This window comes from Arthrobacter sp. efr-133-R2A-63 (assembly GCF_030209795.1).
In the GTDB taxonomy this organism is placed as follows: domain Bacteria; phylum Actinomycetota; class Actinomycetes; order Actinomycetales; family Micrococcaceae; genus Arthrobacter; species Arthrobacter bambusae_A.
The window spans coordinates 41,721-60,059 of sequence record NZ_JARVRG010000039.1; the positions used below are offsets into that span (position 1 = coordinate 41,721).

17 protein-coding genes are annotated in these 18,339 nt (G+C 63.2%); 5 read left to right on the top strand and 12 right to left on the bottom strand.

Features of this window, described 5'->3' with window-relative positions:
* Window positions 1-26: 26 nt before the first annotated feature.
* The 5 genes from QRN45_RS19735 to nrdH all read right to left on the bottom strand — a co-directional run bounded on the left by QRN45_RS19735 (window position 27) and on the right by nrdH (window position 4,817).
* On the bottom strand, window positions 27-617 hold the full coding sequence (locus QRN45_RS19735; RefSeq protein ID WP_241707827.1) for a hypothetical protein: 591 nt from the start codon (window positions 615-617) through the stop codon (window positions 27-29).
* A 178-nt stretch (window positions 618-795) separates the two neighbouring features.
* Window positions 796-1,770 carry a class 1b ribonucleoside-diphosphate reductase subunit beta gene (gene nrdF / locus QRN45_RS19740; RefSeq protein ID WP_059389329.1) on the bottom strand — a complete coding sequence of 325 codons (975 nt, stop codon included), beginning with the start codon at window positions 1,768-1,770 and terminating at the stop codon, window positions 796-798.
* Window positions 1,771-1,888: 118 nt separating this feature from the next.
* Entirely contained in the window at window positions 1,889-4,036 is a 2,148-nt protein-coding gene (gene nrdE, locus QRN45_RS19745; protein ID WP_241707844.1) for a class 1b ribonucleoside-diphosphate reductase subunit alpha, read from the bottom strand.
* An 11-nt stretch (window positions 4,037-4,047) separates the two neighbouring features.
* The gene (nrdI, locus tag QRN45_RS19750; protein WP_284764394.1) at window positions 4,048-4,518 is read right to left on the bottom strand and encodes a class Ib ribonucleoside-diphosphate reductase assembly flavoprotein NrdI; all 471 of its coding nucleotides are present in this window, start codon (window positions 4,516-4,518) and stop codon (window positions 4,048-4,050) included.
* Window positions 4,519-4,574: 56 nt separating this feature from the next.
* Window positions 4,575-4,817 (bottom strand): glutaredoxin-like protein NrdH, encoded by a 243-nt coding sequence (gene nrdH, locus QRN45_RS19755; RefSeq protein ID WP_028267421.1) that lies wholly within the window; start codon window positions 4,815-4,817, stop codon window positions 4,575-4,577.
* Between the two features lie 523 nt (window positions 4,818-5,340).
* On the opposite strand from nrdH, the gene QRN45_RS19760 reads away from it, so the two are divergent.
* Complete coding sequence (locus QRN45_RS19760; protein WP_078108737.1) at window positions 5,341-6,318, top strand: LysR family transcriptional regulator; 978 nt, start codon at window positions 5,341-5,343, stop codon at window positions 6,316-6,318.
* Between the two features lie 51 nt (window positions 6,319-6,369).
* A complete protein-coding gene (locus QRN45_RS19765) occupies window positions 6,370-6,876 on the top strand; it encodes a DUF2004 domain-containing protein (protein ID WP_078108736.1) in 507 nt (168 codons plus the stop codon).
* An 87-nt stretch (window positions 6,877-6,963) separates the two neighbouring features.
* Here QRN45_RS19765 and metE read toward each other — a convergent pair whose 3' ends face one another.
* Complete coding sequence (metE, locus tag QRN45_RS19770) at window positions 6,964-9,312, bottom strand: 5-methyltetrahydropteroyltriglutamate--homocysteine S-methyltransferase (RefSeq protein ID WP_284764395.1); 2,349 nt, start codon at window positions 9,310-9,312, stop codon at window positions 6,964-6,966.
* 66 nt (window positions 9,313-9,378) lie between these two features.
* Window positions 9,379-10,347, bottom strand: a complete 969-nt coding sequence (locus QRN45_RS19775) for a methylenetetrahydrofolate reductase (RefSeq protein ID WP_284764397.1) — start codon at window positions 10,345-10,347, stop codon at window positions 9,379-9,381.
* Between the two features lie 443 nt (window positions 10,348-10,790).
* Here QRN45_RS19775 and QRN45_RS19780 point away from each other — a divergent pair, with 443 nt between their 5' ends.
* Window positions 10,791-10,988, top strand: a complete 198-nt coding sequence (locus QRN45_RS19780; RefSeq protein WP_284764399.1) for a hypothetical protein — start codon at window positions 10,791-10,793, stop codon at window positions 10,986-10,988.
* Window positions 10,989-10,999: 11 nt separating this feature from the next.
* On the opposite strand, the gene QRN45_RS19785 is transcribed toward QRN45_RS19780, so the two are convergent.
* The 4 genes from QRN45_RS19785 to QRN45_RS19800 all read right to left on the bottom strand — a co-directional run bounded on the left by QRN45_RS19785 (window position 11,000) and on the right by QRN45_RS19800 (window position 15,466).
* Entirely contained in the window at window positions 11,000-11,827 is an 828-nt protein-coding gene (locus QRN45_RS19785) for a carbohydrate ABC transporter permease (RefSeq protein ID WP_502870737.1), read from the bottom strand.
* Between the two features lie 47 nt (window positions 11,828-11,874).
* A complete protein-coding gene (locus tag QRN45_RS19790) occupies window positions 11,875-12,801 on the bottom strand; it encodes a carbohydrate ABC transporter permease (protein ID WP_284764401.1) in 927 nt (308 codons plus the stop codon).
* Window positions 12,802-12,804: 3 nt separating this feature from the next.
* The gene (locus QRN45_RS19795; protein WP_241707832.1) at window positions 12,805-14,160 is read right to left on the bottom strand and encodes an extracellular solute-binding protein; all 1,356 of its coding nucleotides are present in this window, start codon (window positions 14,158-14,160) and stop codon (window positions 12,805-12,807) included.
* 103 nt (window positions 14,161-14,263) lie between these two features.
* Window positions 14,264-15,466 carry an ROK family protein gene (locus QRN45_RS19800; RefSeq protein ID WP_284764403.1) on the bottom strand — a complete coding sequence of 401 codons (1,203 nt, stop codon included), beginning with the start codon at window positions 15,464-15,466 and terminating at the stop codon, window positions 14,264-14,266.
* 179 nt (window positions 15,467-15,645) lie between these two features.
* Between QRN45_RS19800 and QRN45_RS19805 the strand changes: the two genes are divergently transcribed.
* On the top strand, window positions 15,646-16,557 hold the full coding sequence (locus QRN45_RS19805; RefSeq protein ID WP_284764405.1) for an aminoglycoside phosphotransferase family protein: 912 nt from the start codon (window positions 15,646-15,648) through the stop codon (window positions 16,555-16,557).
* On the opposite strand, the gene QRN45_RS19810 is transcribed toward QRN45_RS19805, so the two are convergent.
* Window positions 16,554-17,699, bottom strand: coding sequence for a class I SAM-dependent methyltransferase (locus QRN45_RS19810; protein ID WP_502870736.1), 1,146 nt, complete (start codon window positions 17,697-17,699; stop codon window positions 16,554-16,556). The two genes, QRN45_RS19805 and QRN45_RS19810, sit on opposite strands and share 4 nt — an antisense overlap.
* Before the next feature lie 203 nt (window positions 17,700-17,902).
* Here QRN45_RS19810 and QRN45_RS19815 point away from each other — a divergent pair, with 203 nt between their 5' ends.
* Window positions 17,903-18,280 (top strand): cupin domain-containing protein, encoded by a 378-nt coding sequence (locus tag QRN45_RS19815; protein WP_078108724.1) that lies wholly within the window; start codon window positions 17,903-17,905, stop codon window positions 18,278-18,280.
* Window positions 18,281-18,339 lie beyond the last annotated feature (59 nt).

Below are 18,339 nucleotides of genomic sequence, written 5' to 3' on the forward strand. Positions count from 1 at the left end.
CCCCTCGCTGTGGATGTCCCCACAGCCTACGCGCGTTTCGCGAATTCAATGCGTATGTATTCGAGCTCTTCGCGTGGGAGGACAGCAGTCATAACCCCACCCTGTTCAAGTGACGCGCCAACCCCGTACACGAGGGGATCCGCGTCGATCTCCACACCCTGCACTTCGACGCCGTCAATCCATACGGTTACGACGCGGCTGCCCGGACGATTACTGATGTCCCCGGCGTTACGGTCCCACGCGATGCCCCCGGGCCATTCACTCCGGTAGCGATTCACGAGGATGTGGTTCATGTGTTCTGTCAGCACCTGGGCCGGGGATGGGCGTTCGGAAGGGTCCCGATGCCACGTGGTCCGCACGGCCTCCCAGAGCTGCGGGTATCGCATCCGTTGAACCCCTTCAATCAGCCATGCCGGTCGCGGCCATGGCGGAAAGTCTTCGATCGACCTTCGCGCTTGCTCGTCGAGCTCGGCCAGATTCATCGGGTCGGATCGGCCAGCGGGATTGCGCCACAGCGTATAGGTAATGCTCGCCGACATCTCGTTATATCCGCGGGAGTCCTGCCCGTACTGTATGCCGACCACATCCGGATCTTCCAGCGATGGCTGGGGCACCATGCCTCCCCATATCGCCCACTTGAACGCCGTAATGCCCGAGCCGTGCGAGGGGACCGTTCCGGTGGTCCAGTCCCCGTCCTCGTGAAAAACAACGCGGGGTCACTTAGCGCCCATTCCGATGCCTTGGATGGGCGATAAGTGACCCCGCGTTGTGGGCCGCCAGGAAGGGAAGGGAGGATTAAAACTCCCAGTCCTCATCCTCGGTATTGACAGCCTTGCCGATCACATAGGAAGACCCCGACCCAGAGAAGAAGTCGTGGTTCTCGTCAGCGTTGGGTGACAGGGCCGACAGGATGGCCGGGTTCACGTCGGTGACGGAGGCCGGGAACATGGCCTCGTAGCCGAGGTTCATGAGGGCCTTGTTGGCGTTGTAGTGCAGGAACTTCTTCACGTCCTCCGCGAGGCCGACGCCGTCGTAGAGGTCGTGGGTGTACTGGACTTCGTTTTCGTACAGCTCGAAGAGCAGCTCGAACGTGTAGTCCTTGATTTCCTGGCGCTTCTCCTCGGAGACCTTCTCAAGCCCCTTCTGGAACTTGTACCCGATGTAGTAGCCGTGCACGGCTTCGTCGCGGATGATCAGGCGGATGAGGTCTGCCGTGTTCGTGAGCTTGGCACGCGAAGACCAGTACATCGGAAGGTAGAACCCGGAGTAGAACAGGAACGATTCCAGCAGCGTCGAAGCGACCTTGCGCTTCAGGGGATCGTCGCCTTGGTAGTAGTCCATGACGATCTGCGCCTTCTTCTGCAGGTTCTCGTTCTCGAGGGACCAGCGGAAGGCGTCGTCGATCTCCTTGGTGGAGCACAGGGTGGAGAAAATCGAGGAATACGACTTCGCGTGCACCGACTCCATGAAGGCGATGTTCGTGTACACGGCCTCTTCGTGCGGGGTGATGGCGTCCGGGATCAAGGACACAGCGCCCACGGTTCCCTGGATGGTGTCCAGCAGGGTCAGGCCCGTGAAGACGCGCATGGTGAGCTGCTGCTCGTCCGGCGTCAGGGTGTGCCAGGACTGGACGTCGTTGGACAGCGGCACCTTCTCCGGCAGCCAGAAGTTGTTGACCAGGCGGTTCCAGACCTCCACGTCCTTGTCATCCTGGATGCGGTTCCAGTTGATCGCTTCGACGTGGCTAAGCAGCTTGACCTTCTCGGTCATTTCGTCCCCTTAACGTATGTGTTCTTTAAGGTAAGCGTACGACGCCGGGCGCTCGCCCGGCGTCGTACTCTTCAGTTTTGAGGCGCGGCGGCTGCCGCAAATAAACAACCGAAAACAGTTACAGCATGCAGGAAACGCAGCCCTCAACCTCGGTGCCTTCCAGCGCGAGCTGGCGGAGGCGGATGTAGTAGAGCGTCTTGATGCCCTTGCGCCATGCGTAGATCTGCGCCTTGTTGATGTCACGCGTGGTGGCAGTGTCCTTGAAGAACAGCGTCAGGGACAGGCCCTGGTCCACGTGCTGCGTAGCAGCGGCGTAGGTGTCGATGATCTTCTCGTAGCCGATCTCATACGCGTCCTGGTAGTACTCCAGGTTGTCGTTGTCAAGGTACGGAGCCGGGTAGTAGACGCGGCCGATCTTGCCTTCCTTGCGGATTTCGATCTTGGCGGCCACCGGGTGGATCGACGACGTCGAGTTGTTGATGTAGCTGATGGAGCCCGTGGGCGGGACGGCCTGCAGGTTCTGGTTGTAGATACCGTGCTCCATGACGGAAGCCTTCAGCTCGCGCCAGTCGTCCTGCGTCGGGATGTGAATACCGGCGAAGAGCTCGCTCACGCGCTCGGTCTCCGGAGCCCACACCTGCTCGGTGTACTTGTCGAAGAACGTGCCGCTCGCGTAGGTGGAGTTCTCGAAGCCGCCGAAGGGCTGGCCGGTCTCGATGGCCAGCTTGTTCGAGGCACGGAGGGCGTGGAACAGCACCGTGTAGAAGTAGATGTTGGTGAAGTCCAGGCCCTCTTCGGAACCGTAGTGGACGTGCTCGCGGGCAAGGTAGCCGTGCAGGTTCATCTGGCCGAGACCGATGGCGTGGCTCTGGGCGTTGCCCTGCGCGATGGACGGCACCGAGTTGATGTAGGACATGTCCGACACTGCGCTCAGGGCACGGATGGACGTCTCGATCGACAGGCCGAAGTTCGGGGAATCCATGGTCTTGGCGATGTTCATCGAGCCAAGGTTGCAGGAGATGTCCTTGCCGACCGTCTCGTAGCTGAGGTCCTCGGCGTAGATCGACGGCGTGGAAACCTGCAGGATCTCCGAGCACAGGTTGCTCATGGTTATCTTGCCCGCGATCGGGTTGGCCCGGTTCACGGTGTCCTCGAACATGATGTACGGGTAGCCGGACTCGAACTGGATCTCCGCGAGGGTCTGGAAGAACTCGCGGGCGCTGATCTTGGTCTTCTTGATCCGGGAGTCGTCCACCATCTCGTAGTACTTCTCGGTGACCGAGATGTCGGAGAACGGGACGCCGTAGACGCGTTCGACGTCGTACGGGGAGAAGAGGTACATGTCCTCGTTCTTCTTGGCCAGCTCGAACGTGATGTCCGGGACCACGACGCCGAGGGACAGCGTCTTGATGCGGATCTTCTCGTCGGCGTTTTCACGCTTGGTGTCCAGGAAGCGATAGATGTCCGGGTGGTGCGCGTGCAGGTACACGGCACCCGCACCCTGGCGGGCACCGAGCTGGTTGGCGTAGGAGAAGCTGTCTTCAAGGAGCTTCATGACCGGGATGACGCCGGAGGACTGGTTCTCGATCTGCTTGATCGGGGCGCCGTGCTCGCGGATGTTGGTCAGCGAGAGGGCCACGCCGCCGCCGCGCTTGGACAGCTGCAGCGCCGAGTTGATGCCGCGGGCGATCGACTCCATGTTGTCTTCGATGCGCAACAGGAAGCAGGAGACCAGCTCGCCGCGCTGGGCCTTGCCGGCGTTGAGGAACGTGGGAGTGGCGGGCTGGAAGCGGCCGTCGATGATCTCGTCGACGAGGCGGCTGGCCAGCTCCTCGTTGCCGCGGGCAAGGTGCAAGGCAACCATGCAGACGCGGTCTTCGTAGCGCTCCAGGAAACGCTTGCCGTCGAAGGTCTTCAGCGTGTAGGAGGTGTAGAACTTGAAGGCGCCGAGGAAGGTCTCGAAGCGGAACTTCTTCTTGTAGGCGCGGTTGAACAGGTCACGGATGAAGTTCATCGTGTACTGGTCGAGGGTCTCGCGCTCGTAGTACTGGTTCTTGACCAGGTAGTCCAGCTTCTCTTCCAGGTCATGGAAGAAGACGGTGTTGTTGTTCACGTGCTGCAGGAAGTACTGGTGCGCGGCCTCGCGGTCTGCTTCGAACTGGATTTCCCCGTTCGGACCGTAGAGGTTCAACATGGCATTGAGCTCATGGTAGCCAAGGCCCTTGTAGGCCTCCGGCAATGGCTTCTTGGCCTTGGCGGTGTCCATAGCGCCCTTGGTTACTTCTGTATCTGCGACAGTCGTGTCCAAAACTTTTCCAATCCTTGATTGACCCGGTCAACATCTTCCGGAGTCCCCATGAGTTCGAATCGATAAAGAAGCGGAACCCGGCATTTGGTGGCGATGATGTCTCCCGCCATGCAGTAGTTTTCCGCGAAGTTCGTGTTTCCTGCTCCGATGACGCCGCGGATCAGTTCCCTGTTCTGCGGGTTGTTCAGAAACCTGATGACCTGCTTCGGCACCGATCCTTCGCCGTTCGTGCCACCATACGTGGGCAACACGAGGACGAAGGGTTCCAGTGCGAGCAGCGGCGCGTCCTTGGCATGGAGCGGGATGCGTGCCGCGTCCACGCCGAGCTTCTGGACGAAGCGCTTGGTGTTCTCAGATGTCGAGGAAAAGTAGATGAGGTGGCTCCGCGTGATGACAGCTTCAGCCATTGTTTGAGCAGGTGCTGTTGCCAGCGCTGCCATGGGAGTCACCTCGACTACATTGGAATGCTTTGTTGTTGCGGCGGAGTCCCGAAAGACTAGGCCACCGAAGCGGCAGCCAGTGCCAGTTCTTCGATCTTGTCCGGACGGAATCCTGACCAGTGGTCCTGCTCGGTCACCACAACGGGGGCCTGCATGTATCCAAGGGCCTTCAGGCGCTCAAGGGCCTCGGCATCCTGTGAGATGTCAACGCTCTGGTAGGCGATGCCCTTTTTGTCGAGTGCACGGTAAGTCGCGTTGCACTGAACACAGGCCGGCTTCGTGTAAACCGTAACAGTCATGGTCCCTGTCCCCTTTGTTGAAGTCTTTGCTCTTCGTTCGGCAGGCCCCGACCGGAACTGATTCCGTCTCCGATACTGGCCCGCTGGCCGCCAAGGCGGCCAAACTATCTATTCACGTCTTGCATTCACGTCTTGCATTCATGTCTTGTGCTGGTTTCCCGCTCAATCCGTAAATCGATACTACATGTAGTGCAAGCGCCTCGGCGGAACCCCAAGATGATGTATTACAAGTATGTCATTTTACGCACCGGTAGTCCACAGGCGCAGGGGGTAAAAATGTCCGGAAATCCGCCAAATCCGGAGACGTCATCCACACCCTGTGGACTACTTAGCCACATTTAATCGCCAGCGTGTCGCCAGGATCCCGGCGTGTCGCGGCATCCTGCAAACGCCGTCCCGTGAGTCGCCCGCCACACTTCCCGACGCCGGACAGGCATCAAACCCGGCGGCTGCGGAGACCGAATTCACACCGATATGCTGGTTTCCACGGTCTTTCGGCCGGCACCGAGCCTAAGGATCACTGATGGTCAACCTCCTCCACCTACGGACACTGCTTGAAGTCACGCGGCTCGGTTCCTTCGCGGCAGCCGCCGCGCGGCTCGGCTACACCGCCTCGGCCGTATCCCAACAGATGGCAGCATTGGAACGGGACACCGGCGTCGAACTCTTCCACCGCTCCGCACGCAGCGTGGTTCCCACGGAGGCGGCCCTGACCATGGTGCGCCATGCCTCCAAAGTGCTCACCGACGTCGAGACCTTGCTGGCGGCAGCCTCGAGGAGCACCGACTCCCCCGTCCAGGAACTGCGGCTCGGCATCTTCCCAAGCCTTGCAACCTACGTCCTGCCGGACATTCTCCGGAACCCGCGCTGGAAGAAGCTGGGAATAGAACTCCGCGTGTGGGTGGCCGAGCCGTCCCAGACCATCCAAGGCCTGCGCACCGGCGGCGAACTGGACCTCGCACTCGTGTACCAAGTGGGCCAGTCAGGGCTCGCGTGGCCACACACCCTGGAGCGGCAGTGGATCGGCGACGACGACTTCCGGGTGGTGCTCCCGGCATCGTGGGGCATCCGGGAGGACGCCGAAATGCAGGCCTCGCAACTCTCGGACATGCCCTGGATCATGCACCACCCGGGCACCAGCGACGCGGTGGTGATCGAACGCCTGTTTGCCAGCTGCAATCTGCACCCACGCGTCGCGGCCTACAGCGATGACTTCCACGCAAGCCTCGAGATGGCGGCAGCGGGGCTCGGCGCCGCCCTGGTTCCGGAACTGGCGCTGCGGCACCGGCCGCCCGGCGTCGTGGTTCTCGATGTTCCGGACATCCGGCTCGCCCGCAATGTGTTCGCCCTCCTCCTCAATGAGAAGCGAACGGCCCAGGTGCAGCTCTTCACGGAATTGCTGGCCGACACGCTGCACGGGAGCGCCGCAACCGTCCGGGCCGGCAGCGCCGCGACGATGCCCAAAACCACTCAAAAGTCAACGCCCAAACCCCGCACCTGAAATCTTCCCGGATGCTGGAACACGCCGCTTGTTTGGGACTATCTTGAAGACATGAGCAAGGTAGCGAGCAAACATTTTGGGGAGATCGAGCTCAACCACGGGCGGGAGCGCTGTTACGTGGCTTCCCACGAGCTCGCCGGAAATCCCCTCGAACTGGACCTGAACGTCACGGCGCATGACCACTTCGACGAGAAGGCACTCCACAAGGTGGACTACCGCCTGGGCTACCTCCCCGAATTGGTGGACCAGGTCCGGGACATGATCGCCGAGGAGCTGGAGCAGGACGGCACCAACTCCCAGCAGTTCCTGCACTTCCACTCCAACCAGCTCAAAGAAGAGCAACTGGAGGCGGTGTTCGGCGTCCGCGACAAGACGCAGCTCACCAAGGACGTTTTCCTCAAAGCCCTCAAACTGGGCCATGTGGCGATCTACCCCGGCCAGCCGGAGCGCTATTTCGTCCTGGATTTCACTCTGGGCTCGCACTTCACCGACGAACTGCTGGTGGTTGCGGCCGATGAGGACGGTGTAGTGGACGACGAGATCCTCTGGGAGTCGTGACAAGTCGGTTATCCCGAAGATCGAAAGAACGACGGCGGCCGGTCACCTTCGAGGTGACCGGCCGCCGCAGTTTGTACTACGTGAGGTTTACTTTGCTGCTTCGAGCAGTCCGGCGCGGACCGTCTTGGTGGCCTTGACCAGGTTGCGCAGGGACTCTTCAGTCTCGGCGTAGCCGCGGGTCTTCAAGCCGCAGTCCGGGTTGACCCAGAGCTGGCGGGACGGAACGTGCTTGACGGCGGTGGACAGCAGTTCGGTGACCTCGGCCTCCCCCGGAACACGCGGCGAGTGGATGTCGTAAACGCCAGGACCAACCCCGCGGCCGAAGTGGTGCGCCTCGAGGTCGTGGACAACCTCCATGCGTGAGCGTGCTGCTTCGATGGACGTGACGTCGGCGTCGAGGCCGTCGATCGCGTCGATGATCACACCGAACTCCGAGTAGCAGAGGTGGGTGTGGATCTGGGTGGCGTCGGCGGCGCCGGCGGTGGCCAGGCGGAAGGAGTCGACCGACCACTTCAGGTAGGCGGCGTGGTCGGCCTTGCGCAGCGGCAGGAGTTCGCGCAGTGCGGGCTCGTCCACCTGGATGACCTTGATGCCGGCAGCTTCGAGGTCGGCGATTTCGTCACGCAGCGCCAGGCCGACCTGGTTGGCGGTCTCGCCGAGCGGCTGGTCGTCGCGGACGAAGGACCAGGCCAGGATGGTCACCGGACCGGTGAGCATGCCCTTCATCGGCTTGCTGGTGAGGGACTGCGCGTATTCCGCCCAGGCAACCGTGATGGGCGCCGAGCGGGTGACGTCGCCCCAGAGGATGGACGGCCGGGTGCAACGCGAGCCGTAGGACTGGACCCAGCCGTGAACGGTTACGTCGAAGCCTTCGAGGTTCTCGGCGAAGTACTGGACCATGTCGTTGCGCTCGGGCTCGCCGTGCACCAGGACATCGTAGCCGAGCTCTTCCTGCAGCTCGACGACGCGCTTGATCTCGTCCTTCATGAGCTGCTCGTACTGCTCGTTGCTCAGCTCCCCCTTGTTGTTGCGGGCACGGGCGGAGCGGATTTCCGAGGTCTGGGGGAAGGACCCGATGGTGGTGGTGGGCAGCGGCGGCAAGTGAAGCGCAGCTTCCTGGGCGGCTTCGCGGACCGGGTACTCGGAGCGGTTGAAGTCGGCCTCGGTGAGGGCAGCCGTGCGGGCACGGACGTCGGCGCGCTGGACCCCCTTGGCGGTGGCGCGGGACGCGATCACCGCGGAAGCCTCGTCGATCGCGGCCTTCGCGGAAGCCGGGTCGGCCAGGTAGTCCGCCAGGACCTTGACCTCGACGGCCTTCTGGTCAGCGAATGCGAGCCAGCTACGCAGCTGCGCGGAGAGCTGGGTTTCCTCGGCAGTGTCGTGCGGGACGTGCTGGGTGGAGGTGGAGGTGCTGACGGCAAGCTTGCCGGCCGCGGCCTTCAGTTCGTCCAGCTTGCCGGCCGAGACGGCGAGGTCGTTGCGCCAGATGTTGTGGCCATCGACGACGCCGGCGACCAGGGTCTTGCTGCCCAGGCCGGCCAGGGCTGCCGCAGACGGTACAGCGCCCTTGAAAACGTCGACGTGCAGGGCGTCGATGTTGGTCGCAGCGAGGGTGCCGAGCTGGCCGTCGAGGGAACCGTAGGGCGTGGAGACGAAGAGCTGCGGGCGCGCTGCGGCACCGGAGAGGACTTCGTAGGCACGGGCAGTGGCAGCCTGGATTTCCGCGGCCGGGGTGTCCTGGTCGACAACGAGGGCGGGCTCGTCCAACTGGATCCAGCTGGCGCCGGCAGCGGCAAGCTTGCCAAGGAGTTCACCATAGACCGGGAGGATGTCCTCCAAGCGGGACAGCGGAGCGAAGCCCGCGGGAGCATCGTCGGAAGCCTTGGAGAGCAGCAGGTAGGTCACCGGCCCAACAATGTACGGGCGGGTCTCGATGCCGTTGGCGAGGGCGAACTCGAACTCCTCGACGATGCGGTTGGAGGCGAGCTTGAAGTCGGTCTCGGGGCCGATTTCCGGAACGAGGTAGTGGTAGTTCGTGTCGAACCACTTGGTCATTTCGAGCGGCTGCTGTTCCTTGTTGCCGCGGGCCAGGGTGAAGTAGCCATCGATGTCGAGCTGGCCTTCGGCGTTGAGCAGCTGGCCGAAACGGGCCGGGACCGCGCCCAGGTGCGCGGTGGCGTCGAGCACCTGGTCGTAGTAGGAGAAGGTGCCTGGAACGGCGGCGGCTTCGTTGAGGCCGAGTTCCTGGAGGCGCTTGGCGGTGGTCAGTTGGATGTCCTTGGCAGCGGCGTCAAGGGCAGCGGCGTCGATCTTGCCGGCCCAGTAGGCTTCGATTGCCTTCTTGAGTTCGCGGCGGCGGCCGATGCGCGGGTAGCCGAGCAGGGATGCAGCGGGGAAAGCTGCATTGGTCTTTTCAGTGAGGTTCTGTTCAGTCATGGGATTTCCTTGGGGCAGTAGGTGCAAATCGATGTGTCGAGGGGTTTGCGGAGCAGTGTTGGCTGATCAGCTGACGAGTTCCTGGCGGCGGGCGATGGCGCTGAGCCTGCTGGCCGGCCGGGCCGGGCGGGGCAAGGCAAGCTTGTCCAGCACGTCCAGGGCGCAGGCGTGCTCGTTGAAGGTGTACAGGTGGATGCCCGGAGCACCGGCCTGCAGGGCGGCGTTGGCCAGGTCCACCGTGGCGCGGACTCCGATCTTGCGCCGTTCGGCGTCGCTGTCCGCCGCGGCAAGTCGCTCGATCAGTTCCGGTGCGGGTTCGACGCCGGTGAGCTCGCCGAGGCGCTTGAGCCGGCGAAGGCTGGTCAGCGGCATGACGCCCGGGATGATCGGGATCGTGACGCCGGCACGCCGTGCACGGGAGATCAGGTCCGCATACTGCTCGGTGTGGAAGAAGACCTGCGTGATGGCGAAGTCGGCACCCGAACGCTGCTTCGCGAGCAGCACCTCGACGTCGTGCTCCACGCTCGGGGACTCCGGGTGGCGCGTGGGATAGGCGGCCACGCCAACGGCGATCTTGCCCGCGCACAGGAGGGCCGAACGCCGCTGTTCCACACGCCGGATCAGTTCGATGAGGTCCTGGGCGTAGCGCAGCGAACCACTGTCCGGCTGGCCGCTGTCCTTGGGAAGGTCGCCACGCAGGGCAAGGATGCCGCGCACGCCGTTGTCCAGGAGTTCGCCGATGATCTCGGCCAATTCCTGCGGGGTGTTTCCGACGCAGGTCAGGTGTGCCAGTGGCCGCAGGGTCGTTTCGAGCAGCAGCCGGTTGATGAGCTCGACGGCGGTGTCCCGGTTGGAACCGCTGGCACCGTACGTCACGGAGACGAAGTCGGGATCCGTGGCCTCAAGCTCCCCGATGGTCGTCCAGAGGGACTCCGCAGCCGCTGGAGAGCGGGGTGGGAAAAGTTCGTAGGACAAGGCAACAGGGGCGGCGCCGGTCAGGTTCGGATGAGTGTCAATGAGGCTTGGTGGTGACATTTGCGTCCTTGGCTGTGTGTCAGCGGGCCTGCGTTCACGGACGTGAAACCGTGGACTGCAGAATCGGTGAATTGAGTTTGGGGATACACGCAACGAACTCCAGCAGGGCGCAGCCGCGACTGTTACGCCTGGAATGAAGTTGTCCGTGTGCAAATGTCAGGCCCACATGGGGGCACCCACACCCTCCTGCCTGCCTTCAAGAGGCAGATCCGGCGGAGGATCGCTGACACGTTACCGCGGTAACTTGAATACGACTCTAGAACGGGGCTCCGGCCGCCACAAATCCTCCGCCGAATTAAGACGCACTTTTACGCTACGTTTCGCCCGATTTCTGAAGATTGTTCGCTGAGTCTTCCGACCGGGTCCAGCCGGCGAAGAATACGCCACGGGGAAGTCCGGCGTGAGCACTCCCCTTGGCGGTCCCGCAGGACTATTCTTTTGCCATGATCCAGCTTCCCGCCAGTTACCAGGAGTACCTCGCCGGCAAAGAGGAAAGATTCGTCCAGACCGTCCGCCCCATCCTGATGCAATCGGCCGCAGACCAGCTTCATGGCGTCCGCGTGGTCTACAACCACAGCGGCCACCAAGCGCATTTGGATGATTCCATCCCGTACGGCACTGTCGTGGAGGACATCGACTGAGTCTTGGCTGCTCAGCCTTTCATCGCGCCCGAAAGCGCGAACGCGTTGCCGGAGCCCCTGGCGACCACCGTGTAGAGGATAAGCACCGGGACGGAATACAGGATGGAGAACGCGGCGAGTTCTCCGTAAGCGATGGCTCCATGCTGGCCAAAGAAGCTGAAAACGGACACCGCGGCCGGCTGTTTGGAGTTGGACAACAACAGGATGAAGGGGACGAAGAAGTTCCCCCACGCCTGGATGAAGACGAAGATGAACACCACGCCCAGCCCTTGCCTCATCAGCGGCAGGACGATTCTCCGCAGCGTGGCCAGTCCGGAGGCGCCGTCCATCCAGGCAGCTTCCTCCAGCTCCAGCGGCACGGAGTCCATGAAGTTCTTCGTCATCCAAATGGCCATGGGCAAGGTGGTGGTTGCCATGAAGAAGATGGTTGCCGGCATCGAGTCCAGCAGTTGCAACTGCACGAACAGCCCATAGACCGGCACCATGATTGCCGTGACCGGGAGCGAGGTTCCGAACAGGATCGCATAGAGGAACGGCTTGTTGAAGCGCGATTGGTAGCGGGACAGCGGATAGGCCGCCAGGACGGCAGCTGCCAGGTTTACGACTGCGGTCCCGGCGGAGAGCAGGAAGCTGTTCGCGAGCGGCTGGAACAGCAGGCCGGGCGTCAGTACGGCGGCAAAATTCGCGAACGACGGCGATAGGGGCCACCGCGTCTCGTATCCGGCGTACGGATCGACGGAAGCGAGAAGCAGCCACGCAAGGGGAAGCACGAAGCACACGCCGATCACGGCCAACGCCGCATTCGCGGCCAAGCGGACGCGGAGCCGTCCCCGGCCCACCGCCGTCGGGCGCTTCCCGGCGAGCAGCGCAGGGCGGCGCAGGGAGGTCACGGTTTCGCCCCCCGGAGCAGCCTGACGTACACGGCCCCGAAGACCATGCCGATCAGGATCAGGACCGAAGCGATCGCGGTGCCGTATCCGATGTCTCCGAGCTTGAAGGCTTCCTGGTACGCCAGTACGGGGAGGGTGGTGCTCGCGTTGGACGGACCACCCCCCGTCATCACCCAGATGAGGGTGAATACCGCGAGCGTCTGCAGGGTGATGAGCATGAGGTTGGTGGCGATGCTCCCGCGGATGATCGGAAGCGTGATGAACGCCAGGCGTTGCCAACTCCTGGCGCCGTCCATGAGGGCGGCTTCGGAGATGTCGCGCGGGACCTGGGAAAGCGCGGCCCGGTAGACCAGCATCGAGAACGCGGTGCCGCGCCAGACATTGGCCAGGACGACCGCGGCCATGGGAAAGGCATAAAGCCAGTTGGTGCCCTGGACACCGAACAGTCCCAGAAGCTGGTTGAGCGTCCCGTCCTGGCTGAAGTACGCGTAGGCCGCGAAGGCCGCCACGATTTCAGGCAATATCCAAGAAGCGACCACCACCGTGCCCACGAGCGAAGCGGTGGCTCCCCCGGATCGGGTCATCAACAAGGCGATGCCCAGGCCCAGGGCGTTCTGTCCGAGGATCGCGGACGCGATAACGAAGACCATCGTCAGCCATGCCGAGAGCGGGAAGATGGAATCCGTCAACATCCGGGCGTAGTTGTCCAGGCCGACCCATTGAGGGTTCAGGGCCGCCTCGCCGGACAACGCGGCGTTGGTGAAGGAGGCATAGAAGGACCACGCCACAGGGGCCAGCATGAAGAAGCCCAGCAGCACGATTGACGGAACAACCGGCAACAAGCGGAGCCTGCGACGCAGAGTCCTTTGGATGGGGGTTCTGCGCCGGAGGGAACTGCGGCTGAGGGAATCAGGGACTGCCATGCGTCATTTCTGCATGACCTTGGCGTCGCCGACGAGTTTCTTGACCGAGGCGTCGTATTCGGCCGCGGCCTCTGCCGGGCTTTGCTTGCCGGTGATGACTGCCTCAGTGGCTTGTTGGACGGCGAGGGAGATCTTCGGATAGTCGGCTGTTGCCGGACGGTAGTGCGTCACTCCGACCAGATCGGAAACAGCCTTCACGAACGGGTTGGCCGCTTGGTAACCGGGATCGGACGCGACATCGGTTCGGACCGCGATCTGGGAGTTGTTGACGTCGAAGGCCAAGGCATTCTTCTTGTTCAACGCAGTGGTCAGGAACTTGAAGGCCAGGTCCGGGGCCTTGGTCTTCGCGCCGACGGCAAGCGTCCAGCCACCGGACATGCTCACCCCACCGGGGTCCTGTCCGAACTGGGTGGGGAACGTGGCTACTCCCATATCCTGCGTGTAGCCGGCCCATTCATATGAACCGCCCTTCTGCCAGAACGATGGTGCGTAGGAGCCTTCCACGGTAGCGCCCATTTTGCCCTGCGGCAGCCACTGGCCAAAGACTTTCTTCCACACATTCGCATCGAGGGCGTCGGCCGGTGTCACGGAAAGCTTCTCATCGTAGAGGGTCTTCAGGAACTGGAGTGAATCGGTGAATCCCTTGGAGCCGAGCACCCACTTCTTGTCGCTCTCCGAATACAGGGAGCTGCCCGTTCCGTAGAGCAGTTCGTAGAAGCTCTGCATGACGGTTCCCTCACCGGTGCCGGTTCCGGCGTACATGCTGAAGGGAATCACGCCGGGATCCGCGGCCTTCATCTTGCGGGCCGCGGCCAGGATGTCATCCCAGGTCTTCGGCTGCCAGGGCACGGGTATGCCGGCCTTCTGGAGGACAGTCTTGTTGTACCAGATCGCCCTGGTATCAGTGCCGAGCGGGACGGCGTAGATACTGCCGTCGTCACCGCGCCCCGCAGCTTTGGCGCCCTCGTTGAACTTGGACCACTCGTCCCACGAGGCCAGCTGCGAGTCGAGTTTCAGCAAGTATCCGGCATCGACGTCCGAGCGGACCTTGAAGGTGTCCTCGTAGAAGACGTCCGGAGCGGTGTCGGGGGAACGTTGGGCCAGCGCGAGCTTGGTGCCATAGTCGTCGTCGTTGGCCTGGATGGGCTCCAGGTCCACGGTGACGCCCGCGTTTGCTGCTTCGAATTCCTGCTTGGCGTCCTGGAAGACCTTGTCCAGTGCGGTGAAGGAGTCCGTCTTTTGGTAGACGATCTTGATGGTTTGCTTGCTTGTGGCTTGCGGTTGGGCAGAGCAGGCTGCCGAGGCCAAAAGGCCTACGACGCCGAGCAGTGCTGCTCCGATCCGGACTGGGCGACGCATGACGCTCCTTCTTCAAGCGGCTGCAGCCCCCACACTTCAGCTGGCCCAGCCTGTTGCCAATATTGATAAATGCAGCCCTGAGACACAGGACGTGGTGAAGGCCTCAGCCTTCCAAGAGAAGCCGCTGGGCGCGCGGCGCAAGCGTGTGTTCAAGGACCAGGCAGGCCGCACCGATCGCGCCGACGTCTTCGCCCACTCCGGTCCCGACAACGTCGATGCCGTGGATGCTGTTGGCGGCACTGTTGGCCGCGAGCAGGGGAGGTATGCGCTCCAAATAGCGTTCCGCCATGCGGCCCCAGAACGGGCCGCCGAAGACGACGCGTTCGACGTCGAGGGTGTTGGTCACCACCGCAACCGCTCGGGAAACCAGCACCGCCGACTTATCGATGATCGCGATGGCGCGTTCGTCACCTGCATCCGCGGCATCGCAAAGCCGGGCAAAGCCTTCCTGCACTTCCGGGCCCTCGGTGCCTTTGCGGCCACCGTTCAGGACACCTTGCTTTTCGGCTTCGGCCACGAGGACCTGCGGAATACAGGACGACTTGACGCATCCACGAAGGCCGCAATCACATTCCGGGCCGTCCGGCTCCACAATGATGTGTCCGATTTCGCCGGCGTTGCCGGATGTTCCCCGGACAACTTCGTCGTTCAAGACGATGCCGCAACCGATGCCGGTACCCATATACATGAAGATGAAACTTCCGGTGCCGCTGGCCCCACCCGCCCAGGTTTCGGCGACCGCCGCGCTGGTGACGTCCTTGTCCACGAGGGTCTCAAGTCCGGTGGCTTCGGCGAGGGCATCCCTCAAGTGCACCCTGTCCCACCCTGTCATCAGGGGCGGATCGACGACGGTGCCCTCATCAAGGTCGATCGGGCCGGGCGCCGCGACGCCAAGTCCCGCGATCTTCCCGGTATCAACACCGGAATCTTCGATCAGCGCCTTGATTTCCTCCGCTATGGCGGCGATGACGCGCTGTGGATTGCTCCCGGTCGGGGTGGGAATCCTGGAGTGCTTCACGACGTCGCCCACCAGGTCCAGCACCACGGTGGTGATGACCGCGGGGTCAAGGTGCACGCCAAGCGCGTACATTCCGGAAGGATTCAGGCGCAGAATGGTGCGGGGCTTGCCCGGACCGCTCCCTTCCTTGCCTGCCTCGATAATGAGTTGTTGATCCAGGAGGCGGCGCGAGATGTTCGAAATAGTCTGCGGTGAAAGGCCGACGATTTGGGCCAGCTCCACGCGGCTCAGTCCACCTGATGAGCGCCTGATGGCGTCGAGAATGACGGTCAGGTTGAAATCCCCCATGCGTGGCAGATTGGTTCCGCGCCTCGGAGTCGGCTGCCGGATCTCAGTCACGGATTCCCCTAAAATCATTCGAATAATGCTGTTGCATTTGCATCGTACGGCACGTGTGCTTGTCCCGGTATGCCCACACGCTGCCCGGGCGTAACGGACGCCGATATTGCTGATGGGAGGCCCGGAATATGGCACTGATGCCGCGGGCCGAGCTCGACGTCACCGCGCGGTTGGTGAGGAATCTACTCGAGGAGCAGCTGCCACGGCTCCCGGACCTTGAGTTGGAACTGGTGGCCAATGGCTGGGACAACGTCATGTACCGGCTCGGCGGGGAGTGGGCCGTCCGCCTGCCCCGCCGGGAGGCGGCGGCACAGTTGATCCTGCATGAGCAGCAATATCTCCCCGAATATGCCAGGCGTTCCCCTGTCCCGCTCCCCAGCCCCATCCACTTGGGGCGGCCGTCTGTGGACTTCCCCTGGCCGTGGAGCGTGACTCCTTGGTTGAAGGGACTCCCGGCCGTGCTGGTTTCCCAGGAGTCGCGGAACGCGGCGGCCGCGGACCTGGCCACGTTCCTCCTCGCCATCCATGTCCCGGCCACCCCCGGCGCTCCCGTCAATCCCGTGCGCGGGGTGCCTTTGGCAGCCAGGTCGGACGCGGTCATGGACAGGCTCCGCGATTCCAGCCGCTATCCCCAGGCGGGGCGGTTGCGGAGGCTCTGGTCCGAAGCTTGCGCCGCCCCGCTGTGGGACGGCCCGGGGCTGTGGCTGCATGGAGATCTCCACCCGGCGAACGTCCTTGTGCGGCCCGACGGCCGGCTCGCCGCCGTCGTCGACTTCGGAGACCTCGGAGCCGGGGATCCCGCCGTCGATCTCGCCGTGGCGTGGTTGATGTTCGACGGCGGTGCGCGGCATCGTTTCATGGCGGCCTTCGGAACCGCCGTGGATGCCGCGACGTGGGCCCGGGCCCGCGGATGGGCCGTGGTCCTCGCGACGGCGATGGTCAGTTTCTCGGATGACAATCCGGCGATGGCGGGAATCGGGCGCTTCGGGGTGGAGCAGCTGCTGTCGGAGCGCTGCTCACCGAACCGGGCGGGCGCCTAGCGTTTGATGCTGCGTGTCACGGTGAATTTCGGGTTGCGGCCTATTTCGGTGGTGGGGCCAATGAGCCTTTCCAGCGCAGCGCGGTACTGCAAGTGGCTGTTGTAGACAGTCCAGAGTTCGCCGCCGGGAGCCAGGACCCGCGCTGCGGCGTCGAACATCTTCGTGGCCGCGCCTGCATGGACGCTGGCGCCGAGGTGGAACGGCGGGTTCAGCAGGATGAGGTCGGCGCTGCCCGGTTCGAAGGTGGACATGGCGTCGTCATGGACTACCGTGATGCGATCTGCCAGACCGTTGGCTGCCACCGTTGCCCTGGCGGACGCGACGGCTGCCGCAGATTGGTCCGTCGCTGTAACCCGGGCTTCGGGACGGTTCCTGGCGTACATCGTCGCGAGGATCCCGGTCCCGCAGCCGAGGTCTACTGCGTGTCGGGCTTCGGGGATCCTGTCCAGGAAGCCCAGGAGGAAGCGCGTGCCGATATCCAGCTTGGTGCCTGAAAACGCACCCCCGTGGGCACAGACTGTCATGCCGAGCTCTGTGTTCTGCTCCGAGACCGGGAAGGGCTCCGGGGCGTCCGGCCGCCTGGGATTGATGGCGAGCAGCACACGTGACTTCCGCTGCGCAAGCTGTGGCTGCACGGACTCGAAGTTGCGTTCCAGGACGGCGTTCATGCCCAGGGTCATGTGCTTGACGCGTCCCCCGGCGAGGAGGACGGCTCCCGGCGCCGCAAAGCGGGCAACGGCGTCGGCGATTTCCTCCAGTTCCGCGAGGGCCTTGGGGAGCTGCACGATCACCAGTCCGGCGCCGTCGAGCAACCCGGCACCCAGCTCGAACTGATCGAAGCGGCCGGCCAACCCGGACGCGTCCGCGTTCCGTTGCAGCGCGAGCCTGCTGGCGTAGAGATCCTGGGTCACGCGGACGTGCCCGACGCCGAGACCCGCCACGGCGCCCAGGGTCAGGGCCCCGTAACGGTCACCGATCACGGCGACGCGGGTTTCCTGGCTGGGCACGTACCCTCCCGCGGTCTCAAGGAGGAGCCGGTCGGTGGCGTCGTGCGCCTGCAGGTTCCCTGCCTCGACGTCGGGGAAGCGGCGCAGGGTGCCGAACAGCGTCTCAAGGGTTTCATCCAGCTCGGTCAAGGTCACGGTGCACCAATCTATCCCCCTCGGGAACCCTCGACAACATAGTGGTGGCGGAGGAAGGTAGAGATTGCAAGTAATCGACCGTCTGCCCGCTGCCGTCGGCACGGCACACGCCGCCAGCAGCCCGGACACCAGGGTCCGCTGCGAAGGGCGAGCCACGTCGCGGACCTGGAAGACCAGGCTCCCACTCCCCTTGTGAGCAGATCATGACCGTCAACCTCGTCACTCAGCTTGAAGTAAAGTCGCACAACTCCCCTGATGAAATTCGCCGCCCGGACAAAACCGTGGTGGAAAACGTCACCGTCGGTGACTACACGATCGGCCGCCTCAGCTTCGAGCCAGGCTGGAGTTGGTCGGACTGCATCAAACCGGTGGTCCACACCGATTCCTGCCAGCTCAACCATGTGGGTTACTGCATTGCCGGATCATTGGAAGTCGAGACCACCGACGGCAAGAAGATCAGCATCTCCAAAGGAGATTCATACACCATCCCGCCGGGACACACTGCCTGGGTTGTAGGCGACGAGACCTACTCGGCCATCGAGTTTGTCAGCGCAGCAGAATACGGAGTCAAGCCCGACTAGCACGGACCCAACTAGACGATATGAGGGGTTGCAGGTCCTTCCCGTCCGGTTCGGCCATT

What these genes read in the sequence shown, in the direction of transcription:
- QRN45_RS19735 (WP_241707827.1), bottom strand. Translation starts at nt 617, where the DNA reads ATGGTGCCCCAGCCATCGCTGGAAGATCCGGATGTGGTCGGCATACAG.
- nrdF (WP_059389329.1), bottom strand. Translation starts at nt 1,770, where the DNA reads ATGACCGAGAAGGTCAAGCTGCTTAGCCACGTCGAAGCGATCAACTGG.
- nrdE (WP_241707844.1), bottom strand. Translation starts at nt 4,036, where the DNA reads ATGGACACCGCCAAGGCCAAGAAGCCATTGCCGGAGGCCTACAAGGGC.
- nrdI (WP_284764394.1), bottom strand. Translation starts at nt 4,518, where the DNA reads ATGGCAGCGCTGGCAACAGCACCTGCTCAAACAATGGCTGAAGCTGTC.
- nrdH (WP_028267421.1), bottom strand. Translation starts at nt 4,817, where the DNA reads ATGACTGTTACGGTTTACACGAAGCCGGCCTGTGTTCAGTGCAACGCG.
- QRN45_RS19760 (WP_078108737.1), top strand. Translation starts at nt 5,341, where the DNA reads ATGGTCAACCTCCTCCACCTACGGACACTGCTTGAAGTCACGCGGCTC.
- QRN45_RS19765 (WP_078108736.1), top strand. Translation starts at nt 6,370, where the DNA reads ATGAGCAAGGTAGCGAGCAAACATTTTGGGGAGATCGAGCTCAACCAC.
- metE (WP_284764395.1), bottom strand. Translation starts at nt 9,312, where the DNA reads ATGACTGAACAGAACCTCACTGAAAAGACCAATGCAGCTTTCCCCGCT.
- QRN45_RS19775 (WP_284764397.1), bottom strand. Translation starts at nt 10,347, where the DNA reads ATGTCACCACCAAGCCTCATTGACACTCATCCGAACCTGACCGGCGCC.
- QRN45_RS19780 (WP_284764399.1), top strand. Translation starts at nt 10,791, where the DNA reads ATGATCCAGCTTCCCGCCAGTTACCAGGAGTACCTCGCCGGCAAAGAG.
- QRN45_RS19790 (WP_284764401.1), bottom strand. Translation starts at nt 12,801, where the DNA reads ATGGCAGTCCCTGATTCCCTCAGCCGCAGTTCCCTCCGGCGCAGAACC.
- QRN45_RS19795 (WP_241707832.1), bottom strand. Translation starts at nt 14,160, where the DNA reads ATGCGTCGCCCAGTCCGGATCGGAGCAGCACTGCTCGGCGTCGTAGGC.
- QRN45_RS19800 (WP_284764403.1), bottom strand. Translation starts at nt 15,466, where the DNA reads ATGGGGGATTTCAACCTGACCGTCATTCTCGACGCCATCAGGCGCTCA.
- QRN45_RS19805 (WP_284764405.1), top strand. Translation starts at nt 15,646, where the DNA reads ATGGCACTGATGCCGCGGGCCGAGCTCGACGTCACCGCGCGGTTGGTG.
- QRN45_RS19815 (WP_078108724.1), top strand. Translation starts at nt 17,903, where the DNA reads ATGACCGTCAACCTCGTCACTCAGCTTGAAGTAAAGTCGCACAACTCC.